Annotated in this window: 13 protein-coding genes and 1 tRNA gene; 11 read left to right on the top strand and 3 right to left on the bottom strand. The window is 56.5% G+C overall.

The genetic code is table 11. The features are described 5' to 3' along the window. Window positions 1-24 precede the first annotated feature (24 nt). Window positions 25-779, bottom strand: a protein-coding gene (locus QQM41_RS02805; RefSeq protein ID WP_088365012.1) for an IS5 family transposase whose coding sequence is annotated in 2 segments (ribosomal slippage) — window positions 25-449 and window positions 449-779 — 756 coding nt in all. Because the reading frame shifts where the segments join, the coding sequence is not laid out codon by codon here. 201 nt (window positions 780-980) lie between these two features. Between QQM41_RS02805 and QQM41_RS02800 the strand changes: the two genes are divergently transcribed. Beyond that, on the top strand, window positions 981-3,095 hold the full coding sequence (locus tag QQM41_RS02800; protein WP_339077637.1) for a hypothetical protein: 2,115 nt from the start codon (window positions 981-983) through the stop codon (window positions 3,093-3,095). Between the two features lie 441 nt (window positions 3,096-3,536). Here the strand turns inward: QQM41_RS02800 and QQM41_RS02795 are convergent. Together QQM41_RS02795 and QQM41_RS02790 are read right to left on the bottom strand one after the other, a co-directional pair. Beyond that, window positions 3,537-3,612 (bottom strand) — tRNA-His (locus QQM41_RS02795). A gap of 72 nt (window positions 3,613-3,684) precedes the next feature. Continuing rightward, entirely contained in the window at window positions 3,685-4,860 is a 1,176-nt protein-coding gene (locus QQM41_RS02790; RefSeq protein WP_128104993.1) for an aminotransferase, read from the bottom strand. Window positions 4,861-5,097: 237 nt separating this feature from the next. Between QQM41_RS02790 and QQM41_RS02785 the strand changes: the two genes are divergently transcribed. From QQM41_RS02785 to QQM41_RS02740, 10 genes are all read left to right on the top strand, one after another. Then, a complete protein-coding gene (locus QQM41_RS02785) occupies window positions 5,098-5,436 on the top strand; it encodes a P-II family nitrogen regulator (protein WP_003622497.1) in 339 nt (112 codons plus the stop codon). A gap of 105 nt (window positions 5,437-5,541) precedes the next feature. Next, window positions 5,542-6,987, top strand: coding sequence for a type I glutamate--ammonia ligase (glnA, locus tag QQM41_RS02780; protein ID WP_003622499.1), 1,446 nt, complete (start codon window positions 5,542-5,544; stop codon window positions 6,985-6,987). A gap of 83 nt (window positions 6,988-7,070) precedes the next feature. Next, on the top strand, window positions 7,071-8,177 hold the full coding sequence (locus QQM41_RS02775) for a TonB family protein (RefSeq protein ID WP_339077636.1): 1,107 nt from the start codon (window positions 7,071-7,073) through the stop codon (window positions 8,175-8,177). Window positions 8,178-8,381: 204 nt separating this feature from the next. After that, the gene (locus tag QQM41_RS02770) at window positions 8,382-10,796 is read left to right on the top strand and encodes a glucose/quinate/shikimate family membrane-bound PQQ-dependent dehydrogenase (RefSeq protein WP_339077635.1); all 2,415 of its coding nucleotides are present in this window, start codon (window positions 8,382-8,384) and stop codon (window positions 10,794-10,796) included. 111 nt (window positions 10,797-10,907) lie between these two features. Further along, window positions 10,908-11,162 (top strand): hypothetical protein, encoded by a 255-nt coding sequence (locus QQM41_RS02765; protein WP_339077634.1) that lies wholly within the window; start codon window positions 10,908-10,910, stop codon window positions 11,160-11,162. Next, a complete protein-coding gene (locus QQM41_RS02760; RefSeq protein ID WP_339077633.1) occupies window positions 11,159-11,803 on the top strand; it encodes a helix-turn-helix transcriptional regulator in 645 nt (214 codons plus the stop codon). The genes QQM41_RS02765 and QQM41_RS02760 overlap by 4 nt, the downstream gene beginning before the upstream one ends. Window positions 11,804-11,928: 125 nt before the next feature. After that, window positions 11,929-13,734 (top strand): translation elongation factor 4, encoded by a 1,806-nt coding sequence (lepA, locus tag QQM41_RS02755; protein ID WP_339077632.1) that lies wholly within the window; start codon window positions 11,929-11,931, stop codon window positions 13,732-13,734. A gap of 126 nt (window positions 13,735-13,860) precedes the next feature. Further along, a complete protein-coding gene (locus QQM41_RS02750) occupies window positions 13,861-15,036 on the top strand; it encodes a homoserine O-acetyltransferase (protein WP_087651454.1) in 1,176 nt (391 codons plus the stop codon). After that, the gene (gene metW, locus QQM41_RS02745; protein WP_019089810.1) at window positions 15,036-15,641 is read left to right on the top strand and encodes a methionine biosynthesis protein MetW; all 606 of its coding nucleotides are present in this window, start codon (window positions 15,036-15,038) and stop codon (window positions 15,639-15,641) included. The genes QQM41_RS02750 and metW overlap by 1 nt, the downstream gene beginning before the upstream one ends. Before the next feature lie 456 nt (window positions 15,642-16,097). Further along, entirely contained in the window at window positions 16,098-17,438 is a 1,341-nt protein-coding gene (locus tag QQM41_RS02740; RefSeq protein ID WP_128104998.1) for a DEAD/DEAH box helicase, read from the top strand. The last annotated feature ends 36 nt before the right edge of the window (window positions 17,439-17,474 follow it).

Genomic DNA, 17,474 nt, shown 5'->3' with positions numbered 1-17,474 from the left:
CAACCTGACAGCTACAGCGTGTCGTCAGTTAAGCAGGATGATGATTGAGGCGAACTGCACGGCTGCGAGGAAGGTCGATTTCAGTTTATCGTAGCGGGTTGCGATAGCGCGAAACTGCTTGAGTTTATTGAAGAACCTCTCAACAAGGTTCCGTTCGCGGTAGAGAGAAAAATCGGTTTTCCGTCGTGTCGTTCTGCTGCGTTTTGGCGGGATGACCGGGGTAATCCCGCGCTGTATCAGCCGATCGATCAACCTGTCCGCGTCATACGCCTTGTCAGCAAGGAAAGCCTCCGGGTCGATGTTTTCCAGAAGCGGTTCCGCCTGGGTGATATCGGCATCCTGTCCCGGTGTGATGCCGAGTTCCACCGGATTGCCCAGAGCGTCGCAGATGGCATGGATCTTTGTAGTCAACCCGCCTCGTGATCGTCCGATGGCCTGATCCGTACCCCTTTTTTGAGAGCTCCTGCACTATGCTGATGCGCCCGGACAATTGTGCTGTCGATCATCATGTATTCGTTGTCGTGATCAGCGGCCAGATAACGAAATATCCGTTCGATGACGCCGCTTTCACACCAGCGGCGCAGACGCCGGTGCACGTTTTTCCAGTCCCCGAAACGGGCAGGAAGGTCGCGCCATGGAATGCCCGCGCGATAGCGATACAGCACCGCCTCCACGAACAGACGGTTGTCCGCCGCAGTGCCGCCGACATAGCCTTCTCGACCGGGAAGAAGATCCTTTATCCGCTCCCACTGGTCATCGCGTAAACTATAGCGCCGCATCTCTCTGTCTCCTCCAAAAAACGGGAAAACAGTCAGCACACGCAGACACAAACTACAACCCTCACGTGCCACACTCAGGGCTTAACTGACGACACGCCGTAACTCTGTGCATATTAAGAAAAATGGCTGGCCGCCTGTATGCACGTGTCAGCCAAAATCATGATTCCGCGTATGAAACGGGCAGCCGGGGTAAGCTGAGGCATGTTTTCTTTTATATCATTTCACGGGCACATTCTGGCTCATCGTGATTTCTACCTTACGGGAATTCCAGTTGCGCAGGCCGTTTCTTCGCATTGGAAGGTGGTTCAGTTGGACCCCGCAAGCAATAGTCTGCAAGGGTTTGCGGATATTGCGGTTGGCGTTGTGGAAGAGGGCGATAACAGAGGGCTGGTGAGCCTGGGGGATGGTACAAACTTTCTGTCTTCCAGACCGCATACTGAATTGATATGGGTGTCGCACGTTCTGGCGTGGGAACTGTTTGTGCCCGTGCTCAGCCAGCATGTGCCTTTGCTGGCCCGTCTGGCGCAGGGTAAATGGCTAATTCCCGGGCAGCAGCAGGCTGAACATGTTTCGTTTCATGAATGTGTGTTGCATCTTGGTGAACGTAAGTGGGATCTGCGCACCCTTTTCCTGCGTGAAAAAGGTGATGCCATTGTGATTTCCGACGGGCGAGAGCCGGAAATCGTGCTTCAGCCCAGCCCCATGGCGGTGCAAAAAACCTTTATGGCGGCGCTGTCTGCGCAGATACAGGCCATGGGGAATAGCCCGTTTGTGAAGGCTGCACAGGCTGCCCGCCAACGTTTGCTTGTAACCCCCGAAGATTCTGGATGTCTGCTGGAACTGGCAAAAAACTGTGCCAAAGCTGGGCAGCTTGGCTTGGCGCGCACTGCGGTGTTGTGTGCGGCGTTGCAGGATTTCCGGCCAGATCTCTCCTTCTTTTCTGCCATTTTGGCATTGCGGGAAGGTGAGACCAAGCAGGCTGCAGATTTGACCGCTCTGGCTCTGAAAGGCCGGTTTGGCGATGCCCCCATACCTGAACAGCTTACGCAGTTGGTGCAGCGGACAGAGCAGGGCGAGGCCGCACTGCTTTTGCTGCCTGCAGCCTTGAAAGATCTGCCGGACACAGAAGAGTTTGACCCCACCTTTAACGTTTTAATGGTGCCTTTGCCGGCCGCCATGCTGAGGGCAGAAGATGTGCGGCAGGCCTATTCCTACCTGTTTGAAGAAGTAGCTTCTGCCAGCACGCAGGAAGAACGGCTGCAGTTGGTGCAGGCCGATCTGGCGCAAAACAGGGCGCAATACTGGAACCAGGTTGTGGCGGGCCATTATGCATGGCTCAATCAGGATCGCGCCAGCGCAGACCCGCACTACGTGACGGCCCGCAAGCTTTCCAAAGATTCAGGCATCAAGGCCATTCGCTACAATTCTGGCGTTTATACATGGTTGCCGGAAGCTGCCGCCTATAACCTGCACGACCAGCAGGTAACGGACGAGTTGGGCATTGCAGGTTGGATCTGGCATTCCAGCGTAGCGCCCGATCGGACCGAGGCGGATACGCCAGATGCCTGTCTGGTTTTTGGATGCGATAGTGCGTATTTCCGCTTCGTGCCCAAGCTTGTCATGTCTTTGCGGGCGTGTCAGGCCCACCCAGAACACGGGCGCTTCCGCCTGTGTTTGGGCGTGGATCGGCCTACGGATGAGCAATTGACCCTGATGCGGGATCTTGTGGCCTTTTTCTCGGAAAAAGACCGTGGGATGGATGTGTCCTTTACGCATGGGCAGTTGAGCCATGCGAACGAGGCCGCCTATACCTGTATCCGCTACCTTATGCTGCCGCATATTGTGGGCCAGTGGCACTGCCCTGTGCTGACAGCAGATTGTGATGGCTACTTCCCGCAGGATTTCCCGGCCTTGTGGCGGGAGCTCACATCCGGTTCGGATTACGGATTCCGGCTGTATGCGTACAACCATGAAGGCAAGCAGATAGCCGGAGAACCGTGGGGCTTTGGTGCGGGCCTATCCTATTTTGGGGAAACGGAACTTCTGCCGCAGATTGGGCGGTATCTGCACAATTATGTGCAGCGGACATACAGCCCGGAAAATCCAACCAACTGGTGTATTGACCAGTGCGCACTGGCACAGGCTTATGCGCGCTTTGTTGCGCCGCGCTGGAATGACCTGCGGATACGCTTCATGGATGAAGGCACACCCCTGATGGTAATGCCGCACCATGTAGGTGGCAAAGATGCGCTGCTGGAACACGATGGCGCGGTTTCGGAGCAAGACCTGCGCCAGTTCATGCAGGACAACGCTTAAGAGTGTTTTGGCAAAAGCCGGTCAGTTTGCTCTGACCGGCTTTTTTTGTTCGGGTTTTCATCGCAGGGGAAAAGCCACTAATGACATATGCCGCATTTTACAAGGAAGAAGACGAGCAGCGTTTTCAGGATTGGCAAAGGGCGCACCCATCCGGGATTTTTGTAAACTCAAGTCCGGGGCGTCTGAATCCAAAATATATTGTGGCGCATCGGTCTGGGTGCATGTCTGTGCAGCAGCACAAAGGGCGCACGGTGGTTTATTCTAAGCACTGCTTTGATAGTCTGCACGAAGCTCAGGACTACTTGCGTGCAGAATGTGGTGCAGCGCCTTCAACCGGTTGCCGTAGATGCAAGCCAGCAGGGTAGTTGCGCAAGTATAAGGCGGCGTGGCACGCAATATGGATGCTGTGCAGAAGGTATTTTAAATTTTAAGGAAATATGCTGGGGCGAACGACGGGGCTTGAACCCGCGACCACCGGTACCACAAACCGGCGCTCTACCAGCTGAGCTACGTCCGCCGCACAGCAAGCGGACGTTTAGAGAAAACTGCGTCGTTCGTCAATCACTTCTGGCGTTTTTATATAGAAAAATCAGCTCTGGCGGCTTTTCCACTGTTCCAGACGGGCCACAGCTTCAATCAGCACCTCCTCACGCTTGCAAAAGGCAAAGCGAATCAGGTTGCGGGGGGGGGTGCCGCTTTGTGCATCGTAAAAGGCAGATGCGGGAATGGTGGTGACACCGGCCTGCTCTGTCAGCAGGCGGCTGAAGGCCATGTCATCCAGCCCGTTTGCCAGCGGGGTAATATCTGCCATCACAAAGTAACTGCCCTGGCAGGGCAGCACGCCAAAGCCCACACGGGCCAGCCCGGCAGAAAGGATCTGGCGTTTTGTATCCATCTCCTGCGCCAGTTGGGTAAAGTAGGCGGTATCCTTGTTCAGCCCAAAGGCCACGGCGCGTTGCAGGTTGGGGGCGGTGGCAAACACAAGGTTCTGGTGCGCCTTGGCTACAACGGCTGCCAGTGGGGCTGGGGCGGTAACGTAACCCACCTTCCAGCCCGTAAAGGAAAAGCTTTTGCCTGCGCTGCCAATACGGATGCAGCGTTCACGCATATCCGGCAACGCCATGAGCGAGAGGTGCGGCGCGCCAAATACAAGGTGTTCATACACTTCATCGCAAATGGCGTAGGTATCATGCTGGCGCATCAGGTCGGCAATGAAGGCCAGTTCCTCGGCGGTGAACACCTTGCCGGTGGGGTTCATGGGGGTGTTCAGCACAATGGCCTTGGTGCGGGGGCCAAAGGCGTTCTTCAGGGCCTCACGCGGGAGCGCCCAATCTGGTGCTTCCAGCCGCACAAGGCGTGGGATGCCCCCAAGCTGGCGCACAACGGGCAGATAGGTATCGTAAAGCGGTTCTATCAGCACCACTTCATCGCCCGGTTCTATCAGCGCCATGAAGGAGGCTGCCAAGGCCTCGGTTGCGCCGGAGGTCACAACCACTTCCGATTCGGCATCAACGGGAATGTTCTGGAATCGGGCAGAGGCGCCTGCAACGGCGGCGCGCAGTTCTGGCAGGCCTGTAAGGGGCGCATACTGGTTGCGCCCATCAAGCAGGGCATCTGCAGCCAGTTGCACCATGTCCTGCGGGCCTTCCGTATCAGGAAAACCCTGCCCAAGATTGATGGCGTTATGCTTGCGCGCCAGCTCGGACATAAGCGTGAAAATAGTGACAGGCTGGTTGGCAATCTGCCTGTTAAGCAATTTTGTCATTACAAAGTTCCTTGCCCCGCTGGCGGAAAGAGGCGAATAAGACGCGATACCGAAACATTTGGCGTAAACAGTTGATTTGGTGCTTTATCGATACAAATTTGCATCTGCCTGATTGCCCGCACGGGCAAGCCGTGCAAGTGTAACGGTATGGGGTGCCTTCTGCCTATAGGGGGAGGGGGCATCATGAACGGACAGGCCCAAAATACGGGCACAACAATGGTGTGTTGACGACGCGCGATGAAGAAGATCGAGGCCATAATCAAGCCCTTCAAGCTGGATGAGGTAAAAGAAGCCCTCCATGAGCTTGGGTTGCAGGGTATTACCGTGATCGAAGCCAAGGGTTTCGGGCGGCAGAAGGGGCATACGGAGCTTTATCGCGGCGCGGAATACATTGTTGATTTCCTGCCCAAGATGAAGATTGAAGTTGTTTGCCCTGCTTCCATGGTGGAGCGGGCGGTAGAAGCCATTTCCGCTGCGGCCCGCACAGGCCGCATTGGTGATGGCAAGATTTTCGTGAGTCCGGTGGATGACGTGGTGCGAATCCGTACCGGGGAACGAGGGGAAGACGCAATCTGATACGGCCCATGCGCAAGTATGGGGCGCGAACGTGCGCGTACATTATTCCCGCAGACCGCGTGCCCGCAAAGTGCGGCATGCTGACAAAGCTTAGGTGAAGAGAGCATGGTAAAGAAAACAGCTCCGGCGGGTGACAGCAAGGCTGCTGCAATTGCCAAGGTTTTTGATCTGATTCAGGAACACTCTGTGGAACTGGTGGATCTGCGTTTTACAGACCCAAAGGGCAAGTGGCATCACACATGCCAGTATGTCAGCACCATCGAGGAAGATAGCTTTACCGATGGCTTCATGTTTGATGGATCTTCCATCGGTGGGTGGAAAGCCATTAACGAAAGCGACATGGTTCTGCTGCCGGATCCCACATCCGCAGTGATGGACCCTTTCTCTGCTCGTCCGCAGCTGATCCTGTTCTGCGATATTATCGAACCTTCCACCGGGCAGCCTTACAACCGCGACCCGCGCTCCACCGCCAAGCTGGCTGAGCAGTATCTCAAGTCCTCCGGTCTGGGTGATACGGCATTCTTTGGCCCGGAAGCTGAATTCTTCATCTTCGACAACGTGCTGTTTGGCACCGGCCCGAACTACGGCAAGTATCAGCTCGACAGCATTGAAGGCCCCGATGCATCCCTGAAGGAATATCCTGAAGGCAACATGGGCCACCGTCCGGGTGTGAAGGGTGGTTACTTCCCCGTACCGCCAGTGGATAGCGAAAGCGATCTGCGCGCAGAAATGCTGGCAGCCATGGGCGAAATGGGTCTGGCTATTGAAAAGCACCACCATGAAGTGGCGCAGTCTCAGCACGAACTTGGCACCAAGTTTGAAACGCTGGTACGCGCCGCAGACTTCATGCAGATCTATAAATACTGTGTGCACAATGTTGCCAATTCCTACGGCAAGACCGCAACATTCATGCCAAAGCCCATCTATGGTGATAACGGCTCCGGCATGCACGTTCACCAGTCCATCTGGAAAGACGGCAAGCCCACATTTGCTGGCAATGGTTATGCAGACCTGTCCGACACGGCCCTGTATTACATTGGCGGCATTATCAAGCACGCCAAGGCGCTAAACGCCTTCACCAACCCGTCCACCAACTCCTACAAGCGCCTGATTCCGGGCTTTGAAGCACCTGTGCTGCTGGCATATTCCGCCCGCAACCGTTCTGCTTCCTGCCGTATTCCGTACGCAACAAGCCCCAAGGCCAAGCGCGTTGAAGTACGCTTCCCGGATCCCACAGCCAACCCGTATCTGGCATTCGCTGCCATGCTGATGGCTGGTATGGACGGCATCAAGAACAAGATCCACCCGGGCGATGCCATGGACAAGGATCTGTATGACCTGCCGCCGGAAGAACTGAAGCAGATCCCGACAGTTGCGGGCTCCCTGCGTGAAGCTCTGGAAGCTCTGGCTGCGGATCATGAGTTCCTGCTGGCTGGTGGCGTGTTCACCAAAGACCAGATTGAAAGCTACATCACCCTGAAATGGGATGATGTGTACCGTTTCGAACACACACCGCACCCGGTTGAATTCGAAATGTACTACTCCGTCTGATTTTCTTTTCCTTTTAGGGAAGATCTCGGAAATAAAAGGCGCGGCTCCTTCGGGGGCCGCGCTTTTTTGTATTGGATTGCTGAATGGTATTGAAAACACGCATTTTTTCCGCGCTCGGGCTGTTGTGTCTGGCGGGGTGTGCAACCTCTGGTGCTGTGCCGGGCGGGCATGTTGCCACCGCGCCGCATGCTCTTGCACAGGCACAGCCCCCGGCATCTGCAACGGTTTCTGGCGCGGGAAACCCTGTGCTTTCGTCAGATCAGCCTTCCTTGATGAATGTCACCTCCCTGTCCCCTTCATGGGGAGAGGTTTACTGTGCGCAGGATATTCGCAAGCTGGCTGTGCAACTGCCGCTTCAGCAGGATGATAAGGATTATATTGCCAAGAGCCTGAAAGACGCCAAGCCGTTACAGGCGTGCTTTATTTACTCTCGCCCGGCTCCGGCACCCACACAGCCACTGTTTACGGCGGATGGGCAAGGCAATGGCCTTGTGGTGATGAGCATGTACGTTCTTACAGGGGCGGATCTGGCGGATACCACGGCTCTGTCCTTCAATTCCCAAACATACAGCCGGTTTCTGTTGGGGGTGCAGTGGCCCAAAACCCGCTCAACCGATGGTGTTTCTGTGCAGTTACAGGCCGATACGCCAGACAGGCACCACTATAATTTTCCGTTGGTGTTTGCCAAAGATACGCCGCAAAAAATGTTCGGCATCTTTTTGCCAATTGCCACAGTGCAGGAACTTGCCAAAGCGCCTCAACTGAGTGTGAAAGTTACGGTGCCGGGGCAGGCCCCCTATACGCTTCATTACGGCACAGAGGGTTTACCCAAAAGTTTGGAAACCCTGTACAACTGGCGCCATACAACGGAAGATAAGGACGAATACGCCGTTATCAACGCCATGTCTGCCGTAGATAAAACCGTGCGGCTTAACCGTATCAACACGGCAGCCCCCGTTTACCCGGCAGTGGAAGAAAACAAAAATCTGGAAGGGCGCGTGCTGGCGCGGTGCGATATTACAGCGGCAGGGGCCCCCACCAACTGTGTGGTGCTTAAAACCATGGGCGGCGCAAATTTTACAAAAAGCGCGCTAACATATTTGCAGCAGGTGCGTTTTGCCCTTTCGGGTAACAATGTTGCAGATGGTGTTAAAGGCCATGTATTTACCGTGCGCTTTAAGCTGGACTGATACGGCCAAGTATCAAGCCACAAGGTATTGAAGTGAAAACTTCTGTAACCGCCTGTGTTTTATGAAAATGCAGGCGGTTTTTTGTGTCTTTTACAGTATTTTCTTGGGCTGCAATGCCCCGCTGTTGTATTGATTGTTCTCAAACGGTTTTTCTTGTGCAGAAAAATTGGGATGTGAACGTGTGCAGGGCAGAAAACAGGCAACATGATACAAACGAATAGTCACAAGCCAGATATTGTATTGCGGATTACCGCAGCAGTTTTTGCAATATTGGGCGTTTTTCTTGCAGGTGGAGGCCTCTGGCTGGCCCTGCTGGGCGGCTCCTGCTTTTACGTGGTGTGCGGTGTTGTGCTGCTGGCCACGGCGGTGCTGCTGTGGCAGCGGCGGCGTGAGGCCCTGTGGCTTTACGCAGTGCTGGTTGCGGCCACACTCGTATGGTCTGTGGGCGAAGCCGGGTTTGATTTCTGGGCCCTGGCCCCGCGTGGTGATGTGCTGCTGCCGCTGGGCCTGTGGCTTGTGTTGCCTTTTGTCTCTTCTCGCCTGTTGCCGTCTTCACGCTGGAACAGTGCGCCCTTGCTGGCTGGTGTTGTGGTGGGGGCTGGTGTGTATGGTTACGCCCTTACGCAGGACCCGCAGGATATTGCCGGCGTGTTGCCCCGTGCGAGTGTGCAGGCTTCATCCGCCCCATTGCCGGGGGATAATGCAGTTGTGCCTGCGGCAGACTGGCCCGCTTATGGCCGCACGCAGGCGGGGGACAGATACTCCCCACTTGCGCAGATCAATGCCCGCAATGTGCATGATCTGAAGGTGGCATGGGTGTTCCGCACCCATGATCTGAAGCGCGCGGATGATCCAGACGAAATTACAGATGAAGCCACGCCCATAAAGGTGCGCGATACGCTGTATCTGTGCTCACCGCATCAGATCCTGTTTGCGATAGATGCTGCCACCGGGCACGAGCGCTGGCATTTTGACCCCAAAATTACCTACAATGCCTCCTATCAGCACATGACATGCCGCGGCGTGTCCTACGCAGAAACGCCGGTGGCGGAAGAACAGGCCCATGATGTAGCCGTGGCGGATGAATGCGCACACCGTATCTTCCTCCCCACCAATGATGGCCGCCTGTTTGCCCTGAATGCTGATACCGGGGCCCTGTGCCGTGGTTTTGGGCGTGATGGCGCGGTAGATCTTACAGATGGCATGCCCATGCGCACGCCGGGGTTTTATGAACCCACATCTCCGCCGGTTATCACGTCCAAGGTGGCCATTATTTCTGGCGCGGTGACGGATAACTACTCCACGCACGAACCTTCAGGCGTGACGCGTGGGTATGATCTGTATAGCGGCAAGCTGGTATGGGCGTTTGATCCGGGCAACCCGAACCCGAACGAACTGCCCTCCGCCACACATCATTATGTAGCCAATTCTCCCAATTCATGGATCACCTCAGCCTATGATGCACGGCTGAACCAGATTTACATTCCCACAGGTGTGGCCACGCCGGATATCTGGGGCGGCCACCGCACGCCGGATCAGGAGCGCTATGCCTCTGGCATTCTGGCGCTGGATGCAGATACAGGGCGCAAGGTGTGGTTTTACCAGACAGTGCATCATGATCTGTGGGATATGGATGTGCCATCCCAACCCAGCCTTGTGGATATAAAGCAGGCTGATGGCTCTGTAGTGCCAGCGCTGTATGCGCCAGCCAAAACAGGCAACATCTTTGTGCTGGACCGGCGCAATGGCCATTTGCTGGTGCCCGCGCCAGAAATGCCCGTACCGCAGGGGCCTGCACCGGGGGATCATCTTTCCCCCACCCAGCCGTTCTCGGCTCTCACATTCCGTCCCAAAAACAACCTTACGGATGCGGATATGTGGGGCGCGACCATGTTGGACCAACTGGCCTGCCGCATCATGTTCAAACGCCTGCGGTATGAAGGGCCGTTTACGCCGCCTTCCACACAGGGCACGCTGGTGTTCCCCGGTAATCTGGGCATGTTTGAATGGGGCGGTCTGGCGGTGGACCCGGTGCGTGAGGTAGCGTTTACCAACCCCATTGCCGTGCCGTTTGTTTCTCGCCTTGTGCCGCGTGGGCCTAACAACCCGTCAGAGCCGCTGCAGAATGCTGGCCCTTCTGGCGGAGAGGCTGGCCTGCAACCGCAATACGGCACACCATTTGGGGTGGACCTGCACCCGTTCCTGTCCCCCATTGGCATTCCGTGCAAGCAGCCGGGCTGGGGCTATGTGGCGGGGCTGGATTTGCGCACCAACACAATTTTGTGGAAGCACCGCAACGGCACCACGCGGGATAGTTCCCCCGTGCCGCTGGCCTTCCGCGTTGGGGTGCCTTCTCTGGGTGGGCCTATCATTACCGCTGGGGGTGTAGCGTTCCTGACATCCACGCTGGATCTGTATATCCGCGCCTATGATGTCACAACAGGCCAGCAGCTCTGGCAGGACCGCCTGCCCGCAGGGGGGCAATCCACCCCCATGACGTATGAGCAGAACGGCCACCAATATGTGCTCTCGGTAGATGGCGGCCATGGTTCCTTTGGCACCAAGTTGGGGGATTACGTGGTGGCCTATGCGCTGCCGGATGCGCAGGCAAAACACTAACGCCACCCCGGTTTGGGCAGGCTTTGGCGGGCACACGTTTCAGGCGTGTGCCCGCTTTGCGTTTGGGAGAAGTGCTGTGTGTGAAAACATCCTCTTGCCGCCGCGCGCGGGATGCGTGATCCTGCATTGATGTGGAACGAACCCTACCTTGAAACATGTTGCCGCGCCGCCCTGCACAGGTTGTGCCTTGCGGGTGAGGTTGGCCGCCCAACGGGCATGAAGGATGACCCCTGCCTGACGCGTCTGGCAGGCAAGGGCCTTGCGCGGCAGAACGGGCAGGGGCGTTTTTTTATTACTGATGAAGGCACAGTCCGCCACGCCAGCGAAGTGCTGAAGCTAGAAGAACTTCACACCAAAAAACCATGATACCGGCAGAGCGTATATGGCACGCGCTGGATACACTGGCGCAGGAGCGTGGGCTTACGCCTTCTGGCTTGGCGCGGGCAGCGGGGCTGGATGCCACCACCTTCAACCCCTCGCGCCGCTATGCCGGCCATGGCGTCTGGCGCTGGCCTGCGCTGCCAAGCCTGCTGCGTGCGCTGGATGTGCTGCGTGTTTCCCTCGCCCAGTTTGAGGCCCATATCTGGGGGTATGATCAACCAGACAGGGCAGAAACTCCGGCGCCCTGCTTGATGCGTAGCCTGCCGCTTTCCTGGCTGGATCAGGAAAGTGTGCTGGATCGGGCAGGCCTGCCCGCCGGAGGGCTGTGGGAGCAGGAAGAAACATTTTTCAGCCTGCCATCATCTTCAGCCTACATGCTGCGGGTGGATACGGAAGAGATGGAGCCCATTCTGCGGCTTGGCTGTTCACTTGTGGTGCAGCCTGAGCTGCACCCGCGTGGGGCAGACCGTGTGGTGCTGATACGCCCGGGCCAAGCCCCCGTGGTGGGCATTTTGCAGGAAAAACCCGTACTGGCCATTCAGCCCTTTGGGCGCAGCGCCCTGCACCCTGTGCCACAGGCTGCGGCAGGTGTATGGCTGCACCGTATTGTGCTGATATCGGGCTAAAAAACAGGCTGCGGGCTGGTGCCAAATGCGGCAGTGTGCGCAATAGGGAAAAAATTTACCTGATAATGGCCCAAGCCCGTGCGGAAGCGGCTGACTTTTCTTTCCGTTTCGCTTAAAGGAGCAGCATGACCGATACACCCCTTTCGCTCATCCGCAATTTTTCCATCATCGCACATATCGATCATGGAAAATCCACTCTGGCTGACCGCCTGATTCAGGCGTGCGGTGCCCTGACCGCGCGTGAAATGACCAATCAGGTTCTGGACAACATGGATCTGGAGCGTGAGCGTGGCATTACCATTAAGGCGCAAACCGTCCGGCTGACCTATCCGGCCAAGGATGGCAACACCTATGTGCTGAACCTGATGGACACCCCCGGACACGTGGACTTCGCCTACGAAGTCAGCCGGTCTCTGGCGGCGTGTGAGGGCTCGCTGCTGGTGGTGGATGCCTCTCAGGGGGTGGAAGCGCAAACACTGGCCAACGTGTATCAGGCCATTGATGCCAACCATGAAATTGTGCCCGTGCTTAACAAGGTGGATCTGCCAGCCGCAGAACCCGAGCGCGTAAAGGCCCAGATTGAAGAAGTTATTGGTATTCCGGCGGATGATGCGGTGGAAATTTCCGCCAAAACTGGCCTGAATATTGAAGGCGTGCTGGAAGCCATTGTAACCCGCCTGCCACCCCCGAAAGGTGATGCGGAAAAACCCCTGCAGGCCATGCTGATTGATAGCTGGTACGACCCGTATCTGGGTGTGATTGTGCTGGTGCGTATTAAGGAAGGGCGGCTCAAGCGCGGCATGAAGGTGCGCATGATGTCCTCCGGCGCGGTGCATCAGGTCGATCAGGTGGGTGTGTTTGCCCCACGCATGACCAGTGTTGAAAGCCTTGGCCCGGGTGAAATGGGCTTTATCAACGCGGCCATCAAAACCGTGGCGGACTGTAATGTGGGTGATACCATTACGGATGACCGCCGCCCGGCAGAAAAGCCGCTGCCCGGGTTCAAACCCTCCATTCCCGTGGTGTGGTGTGGCCTGTACCCCGTTGTGGCCGATGACTTTGAAAAACTGCGCGATAGCCTTGCCAAGCTACGCTTGAACGATGCCTCCTTCCATTATGAGGCCGAAACCTCCGCAGCCCTTGGCTTCGGGTTCCGTTGCGGCTTCCTTGGTCTGCTGCATCTGGAAATCATTCAGGAACGTCTCTCGCGCGAGTTCGATCTGGATCTGATCGCAACCGCACCTTCCGTTGTGTACAAAATCACCCGCACCAATGGTGAGCGTGAGGAACTGCACAACCCGGCAGACATGCCCGATTCGTCCTTGATTGAAACCATTGAGGAGCCGTGGATTAAAGCCACCATCATGGTGCCGGATGAATATCTGGGCGCGGTGCTGACCCTGTGCACAGAACGGCGCGGCGAGCAGGTGGATCTGACCTACGTGGGCAGCCGTGCAATGGCTGTATACCGCCTGCCGCTGAACGAAGTGGTGTTTGATTTCTATGACCGCCTGAAATCTCTCACCCGCGGGTATGCCAGCTTCGATTACCAGATGGATGGGTATGAGGAGAGCGACCTCGTGCGTATTTCCATTCTGGTCAATCAGGAACCCGTGGATGCGCTGTCCTTTATTGCGCACCGCACGGCGGCGGAATCTCGCGGGCGTTCCATTTGCGCGCGCTTGAAGGATCTTATCCCACGCCAGTTGTTCAAGATCGCCATTCAGGCCGCCATTGGCAGCAAGGTGATTGCGCGTGAAACCATTGGCGCACTCTCCAAGGATGTGACGGCCAAGTGTTATGGTGGTGATATCTCCCGTAAGCGCAAACTTCTGGAAAAGCAGAAGGAAGGTAAAAAGCGCATGCGGCAGTTTGGTAAGGTGGAAATTCCGCAAAGCGCCTTCTTGGCCGCGCTTAAAATGGAACACTGAAACGGGACCGGGCGGAACTTTCCAGCACATCGGGCGTAACAGGGCAGGGCCGTTGGAAACCGGACTTGCCTTGTCCTGTAAACGTCCGTATGCCGGAGGGGATTGTTTGGAGCATTCGGCGTTTTTATGAACAGCACAACACCCTTGGCCATTGGTGAACAGCAGCATGTCCGGTTTGCCGAAGGGCTGGGGCTGGATTGCGGCGTTACCCTTGCCCCTGTTGATATTGCCTACCGCACCTATGGCACGCTTTCAGAAAAGCGGGATAACGCCATACTGATCTGCCATGCCTTTACGGGGGACCAGTACGTGGCGGAGGAACACCCGCTTACGGGCAAGCCCGGCTGGTGGAGCCGCATGGTGGGGCCGGGAAAGCCCATTGATACCAACAGGTTTTTTGTTATCTGCTCTAACGTGTTGGGGGGCTGTATGGGCAGCACCGGCCCACGCTCCATCCGCACAGATGCAGAAGGTGATGGCACAGAGCTTTGGGGCACGGCGTTTCCGCCCATTACCATTCGGGATATGGTGCGCGCGCAGCACAAGCTTGTGCATGCACTGGGCATAGAAAAACTGTTTGCCGTTATTGGCGGCTCCATGGGCGGTATGCAGGTGCTGGAATGGACAGTGACCTACCCGCAGATGATGCTGGCAGCCATGCCCATTGCCACGGCACCTTTCCATTCCGCCCAGAACATTGCGTTTAACGAGGTAGGGCGGCAGGCCATTATTGCAGACCCGGACTGGCGCGGTGGCCGCTATTGGGCGGATGATGTTGTGCCTGCCCGTGGCTTGGCTGTGGCCCGCATGATGGGCCATATCACCTATCTTTCGGAAGAAGCCTTAACGCGCAAGTTCGGCCGCCGCATGCGGCGCGGGCCTGTAAGCGGGCAGGGGCCAGAAGGCCCTGTTTCCATGTTCAGCGATATTTTTGAGGTGGAATCCTACCTGCGTTATCAGGGCTCCACCTTTGTGCGCCGGTTTGATGCCAACTCCTACCTTACCATCACCCGTGCGATGGATTGGTTTGATATTGCCGCAGACCATGATGGGGAACTTACACACGCCTTTGCCGGCACGCCGGTGCGGTTTTGTGTGGTGTCGTTCTCGTCCGACTGGCTGTTCCCCACATCGGCGGCCCGCACATTGGTGCGTGCGCTCAACCGGGCTGCGGCCAATGTCTCGTTTGTAGAAATCGAGACAGACAAAGGGCACGATGCTTTCTTGCTGGAAGAACCGGATTTTGACCGCACGGTGCGTGGCTTTTTGTGTGGTGTGGCCGAACATGCGGGGCTTGCCTGATGCGTCTTGACCAGCGGCTGATTGCCGAAATGATAGCCCCCGGCACCCGCGTGCTGGATATTGGCAGCGGAGATGGCGCGCTTATTGACCATCTGTTCCGTTACCGTGGGTGCGATGCGCGCGGTATTGAGCTGAATATGGAGCTTGTTACCAAGTCTGTCGCGCACGGGCTGCCTGTGGTGCATGGTGATGCAGACCACGATCTGGCGCATTATCCGCACCACGCGTTTGATTACGTGGTGCTGCAACGCACCTTGCAGGCTGTGGCCCGCCCGCGTGAGGTGCTGCGGCAAATGCTGCGTATCGGGCGGCATGCCATTGTCTCGTTTCCCAATTTTGGGCATTGGGAGCTCCGGCTCAAGCTGCTGCTCAGCGGTCGTATGCCCATGACATCTGTCTGGCACACACCGTGGTATGAAACCCCGAACATCCACCCCTGTACCATCCGGGATTTTCTGGAGCTGTGTAAGCAGGATGGCTACATTGTAGAGCAATGGATGGCGGTGGATGAAGAAGGTGAACGCGCGCCGTGGCGGCGCTCTATCCGGCTGGCTAACCTGTTTGGGGAACAAGCACTTTTCCTGCTCCGGCGCCGAAATGGCTAACGGGTAAGAGCCTGCGGCAAATAAGTTGCCTAAAAATTATGTTAGATTTATGCCATTTGCGTGAACGGCGTGCAAAATTCTCTAAATGGCAATATTTTAAAAAGATCTTTAAGATATCAGCATAAACCGTCTAAAACCAACAATGTTATAACGATTTTTATCCCGATTTCTAAAAATTCCTCAACATTACACGAACATCATTTTAGGACTAATATGGTACGGAAGCCTTGCGGCGTTTATAAAGTCCCCTTATATACAGCTTTACAAGGTTTGTGAGGAATGAACGCAGTTCAAAAACTTCCTTAGCGGATCTTGATGTGTTCAAAATTTTGTGGGTGCTCAGCTGCAAGCCGGTGCAAGAATGTTCCGTGTGCGCCACAAAACATACAGTGCATAACTGAAAAGGGTGCGGTCTCTCGATCTCGTTTTCAGGCTGCACAAATAAGGTTGGCCCTGATGACCAAATTTTCCGATCTGGCACTTGCTCCACCACTGCTGAAGGCATTGGCAGAGCAGGGGTATGATACACCCACTCCTATTCAGGAACGTTCCATCCCCTATCTGTTGCAGGGGCGTGATCTGCTGGGCCTGGCCCAGACAGGCACAGGCAAAACCGCATCTTTTGCGCTGCCTATTCTGGAACATCTAATCAAAAACCCACGTGCAAATACGCCCAAGCAGCCGCGTGTTCTGGTGCTGGCCCCCACGCGTGAGCTTGTGGCCCAGATTAGCGATAGCTTTAAGGCTTACGCCCGCCACATGAAGTTTACGCAGGCCGTTGTGTTTGGCGGTGTAGGGCAGGGCCGGCAGGTTGAAGCCATGCGCCGTGGCGTAGATGTGCTGGTGGCTGCACCGGGCCGTCTGCTTGATCTGATGGGTCAGGGCTTTATTGATCTGTCCGGTCTGGAAATTCTGGTGCTGGATGAAGCCGACCGCATGCTGGACATGGGGTTTGTGCGCGATATCCGCCGTATCATGACCTTTGTGCCAGAGCAGCGTCAGACACTTCTGTTCTCTGCCACCATGCCGCGCAGCATTGAAGATCTGGCAGCATCTCTGCTGAATGACCCGGCACGCGTTGAAGTGGCGCCGCCTTCCAGCACGGTGGATCGTATTCAGCAGGCTGTCATGTTCGTAAATGGCGCGGGCGATAAGCGCGATGCGCTGCTGAACATGGTGGAATCTCCCAAGGTTTCCCGCGCTGTGGTGTTCACGCTCATGAAGCATGAAGCCAACAAGGTTGCGGAGTTTTTGAACAAGAACAACGTGGTGGCAGAGGCCATTCACGGCAACAAGTCTCAGGGTGCGCGTGAGCGGGCCATGAAGGGCTTCCGCTCCGGTTCCGTTAAGGTGCTGGTGGCAACGGATATTGCCGCCCGCGGTATTGATGTGGACGACGTAAGCCACGTGTTCAATTACGATCTGCCAAACGTGCCGGAAAGCTACGTGCATCGTATTGGCCGTACAGCACGCGCCGGGCGTGATGGCTGGGCTGTTTCCTTCTGCGATGCAGAACAGCGCGCTTGGCTGCGTGATATTGAACGCACCATTGGCAAAACCGTGCCGGTGGTTCGGGATCATCCGTGGCATTCGGCTGAGGCTGAAGCTTCCACCATGCGTCCGCCTGTTCTGGGTGGCGGTGGCCGCGGCCGTGGTGGCCCGCGTGGCGGCGGTGGTGCTCCACGTGGTGGCGCACCTCGTGGGGGTGCGCCCGGTGGTGGGCGTGGTGGCCCGCGCCGTTCCGGTGGTGGTGCCCGCAGTGGTGGCCGTTCCGGTGCACCTGCTGGCCGCATGTAATATCTCAGCCGAATAGCTTGCAAAATAAGGCTGCTG

The organism is Acetobacter sp. AC2005 (assembly GCF_037901235.1).
Classification (GTDB): Bacteria; Pseudomonadota; Alphaproteobacteria; order Acetobacterales; family Acetobacteraceae; genus Acetobacter; species Acetobacter oryzoeni.
The sequence above is the reverse complement of the archived record's forward strand: the minus strand, read 5'-3'. Positions and strand labels throughout refer to the sequence as shown.

What these genes read in the sequence shown, in the direction of transcription:
- QQM41_RS02800 (WP_339077637.1), top strand. Translation starts at nt 981, where the DNA reads ATGTTTTCTTTTATATCATTTCACGGGCACATTCTGGCTCATCGTGAT.
- QQM41_RS02790 (WP_128104993.1), bottom strand. Translation starts at nt 4,860, where the DNA reads ATGACAAAATTGCTTAACAGGCAGATTGCCAACCAGCCTGTCACTATT.
- QQM41_RS02785 (WP_003622497.1), top strand. Translation starts at nt 5,098, where the DNA reads ATGAAGAAGATCGAGGCCATAATCAAGCCCTTCAAGCTGGATGAGGTA.
- glnA (WP_003622499.1), top strand. Translation starts at nt 5,542, where the DNA reads ATGGTAAAGAAAACAGCTCCGGCGGGTGACAGCAAGGCTGCTGCAATT.
- QQM41_RS02775 (WP_339077636.1), top strand. Translation starts at nt 7,071, where the DNA reads ATGGTATTGAAAACACGCATTTTTTCCGCGCTCGGGCTGTTGTGTCTG.
- QQM41_RS02770 (WP_339077635.1), top strand. Translation starts at nt 8,382, where the DNA reads ATGATACAAACGAATAGTCACAAGCCAGATATTGTATTGCGGATTACC.
- QQM41_RS02765 (WP_339077634.1), top strand. Translation starts at nt 10,908, where the DNA reads ATGCGTGATCCTGCATTGATGTGGAACGAACCCTACCTTGAAACATGT.
- QQM41_RS02760 (WP_339077633.1), top strand. Translation starts at nt 11,159, where the DNA reads ATGATACCGGCAGAGCGTATATGGCACGCGCTGGATACACTGGCGCAG.
- lepA (WP_339077632.1), top strand. Translation starts at nt 11,929, where the DNA reads ATGACCGATACACCCCTTTCGCTCATCCGCAATTTTTCCATCATCGCA.
- QQM41_RS02750 (WP_087651454.1), top strand. Translation starts at nt 13,861, where the DNA reads ATGAACAGCACAACACCCTTGGCCATTGGTGAACAGCAGCATGTCCGG.
- metW (WP_019089810.1), top strand. Translation starts at nt 15,036, where the DNA reads ATGCGTCTTGACCAGCGGCTGATTGCCGAAATGATAGCCCCCGGCACC.
- QQM41_RS02740 (WP_128104998.1), top strand. Translation starts at nt 16,098, where the DNA reads ATGACCAAATTTTCCGATCTGGCACTTGCTCCACCACTGCTGAAGGCA.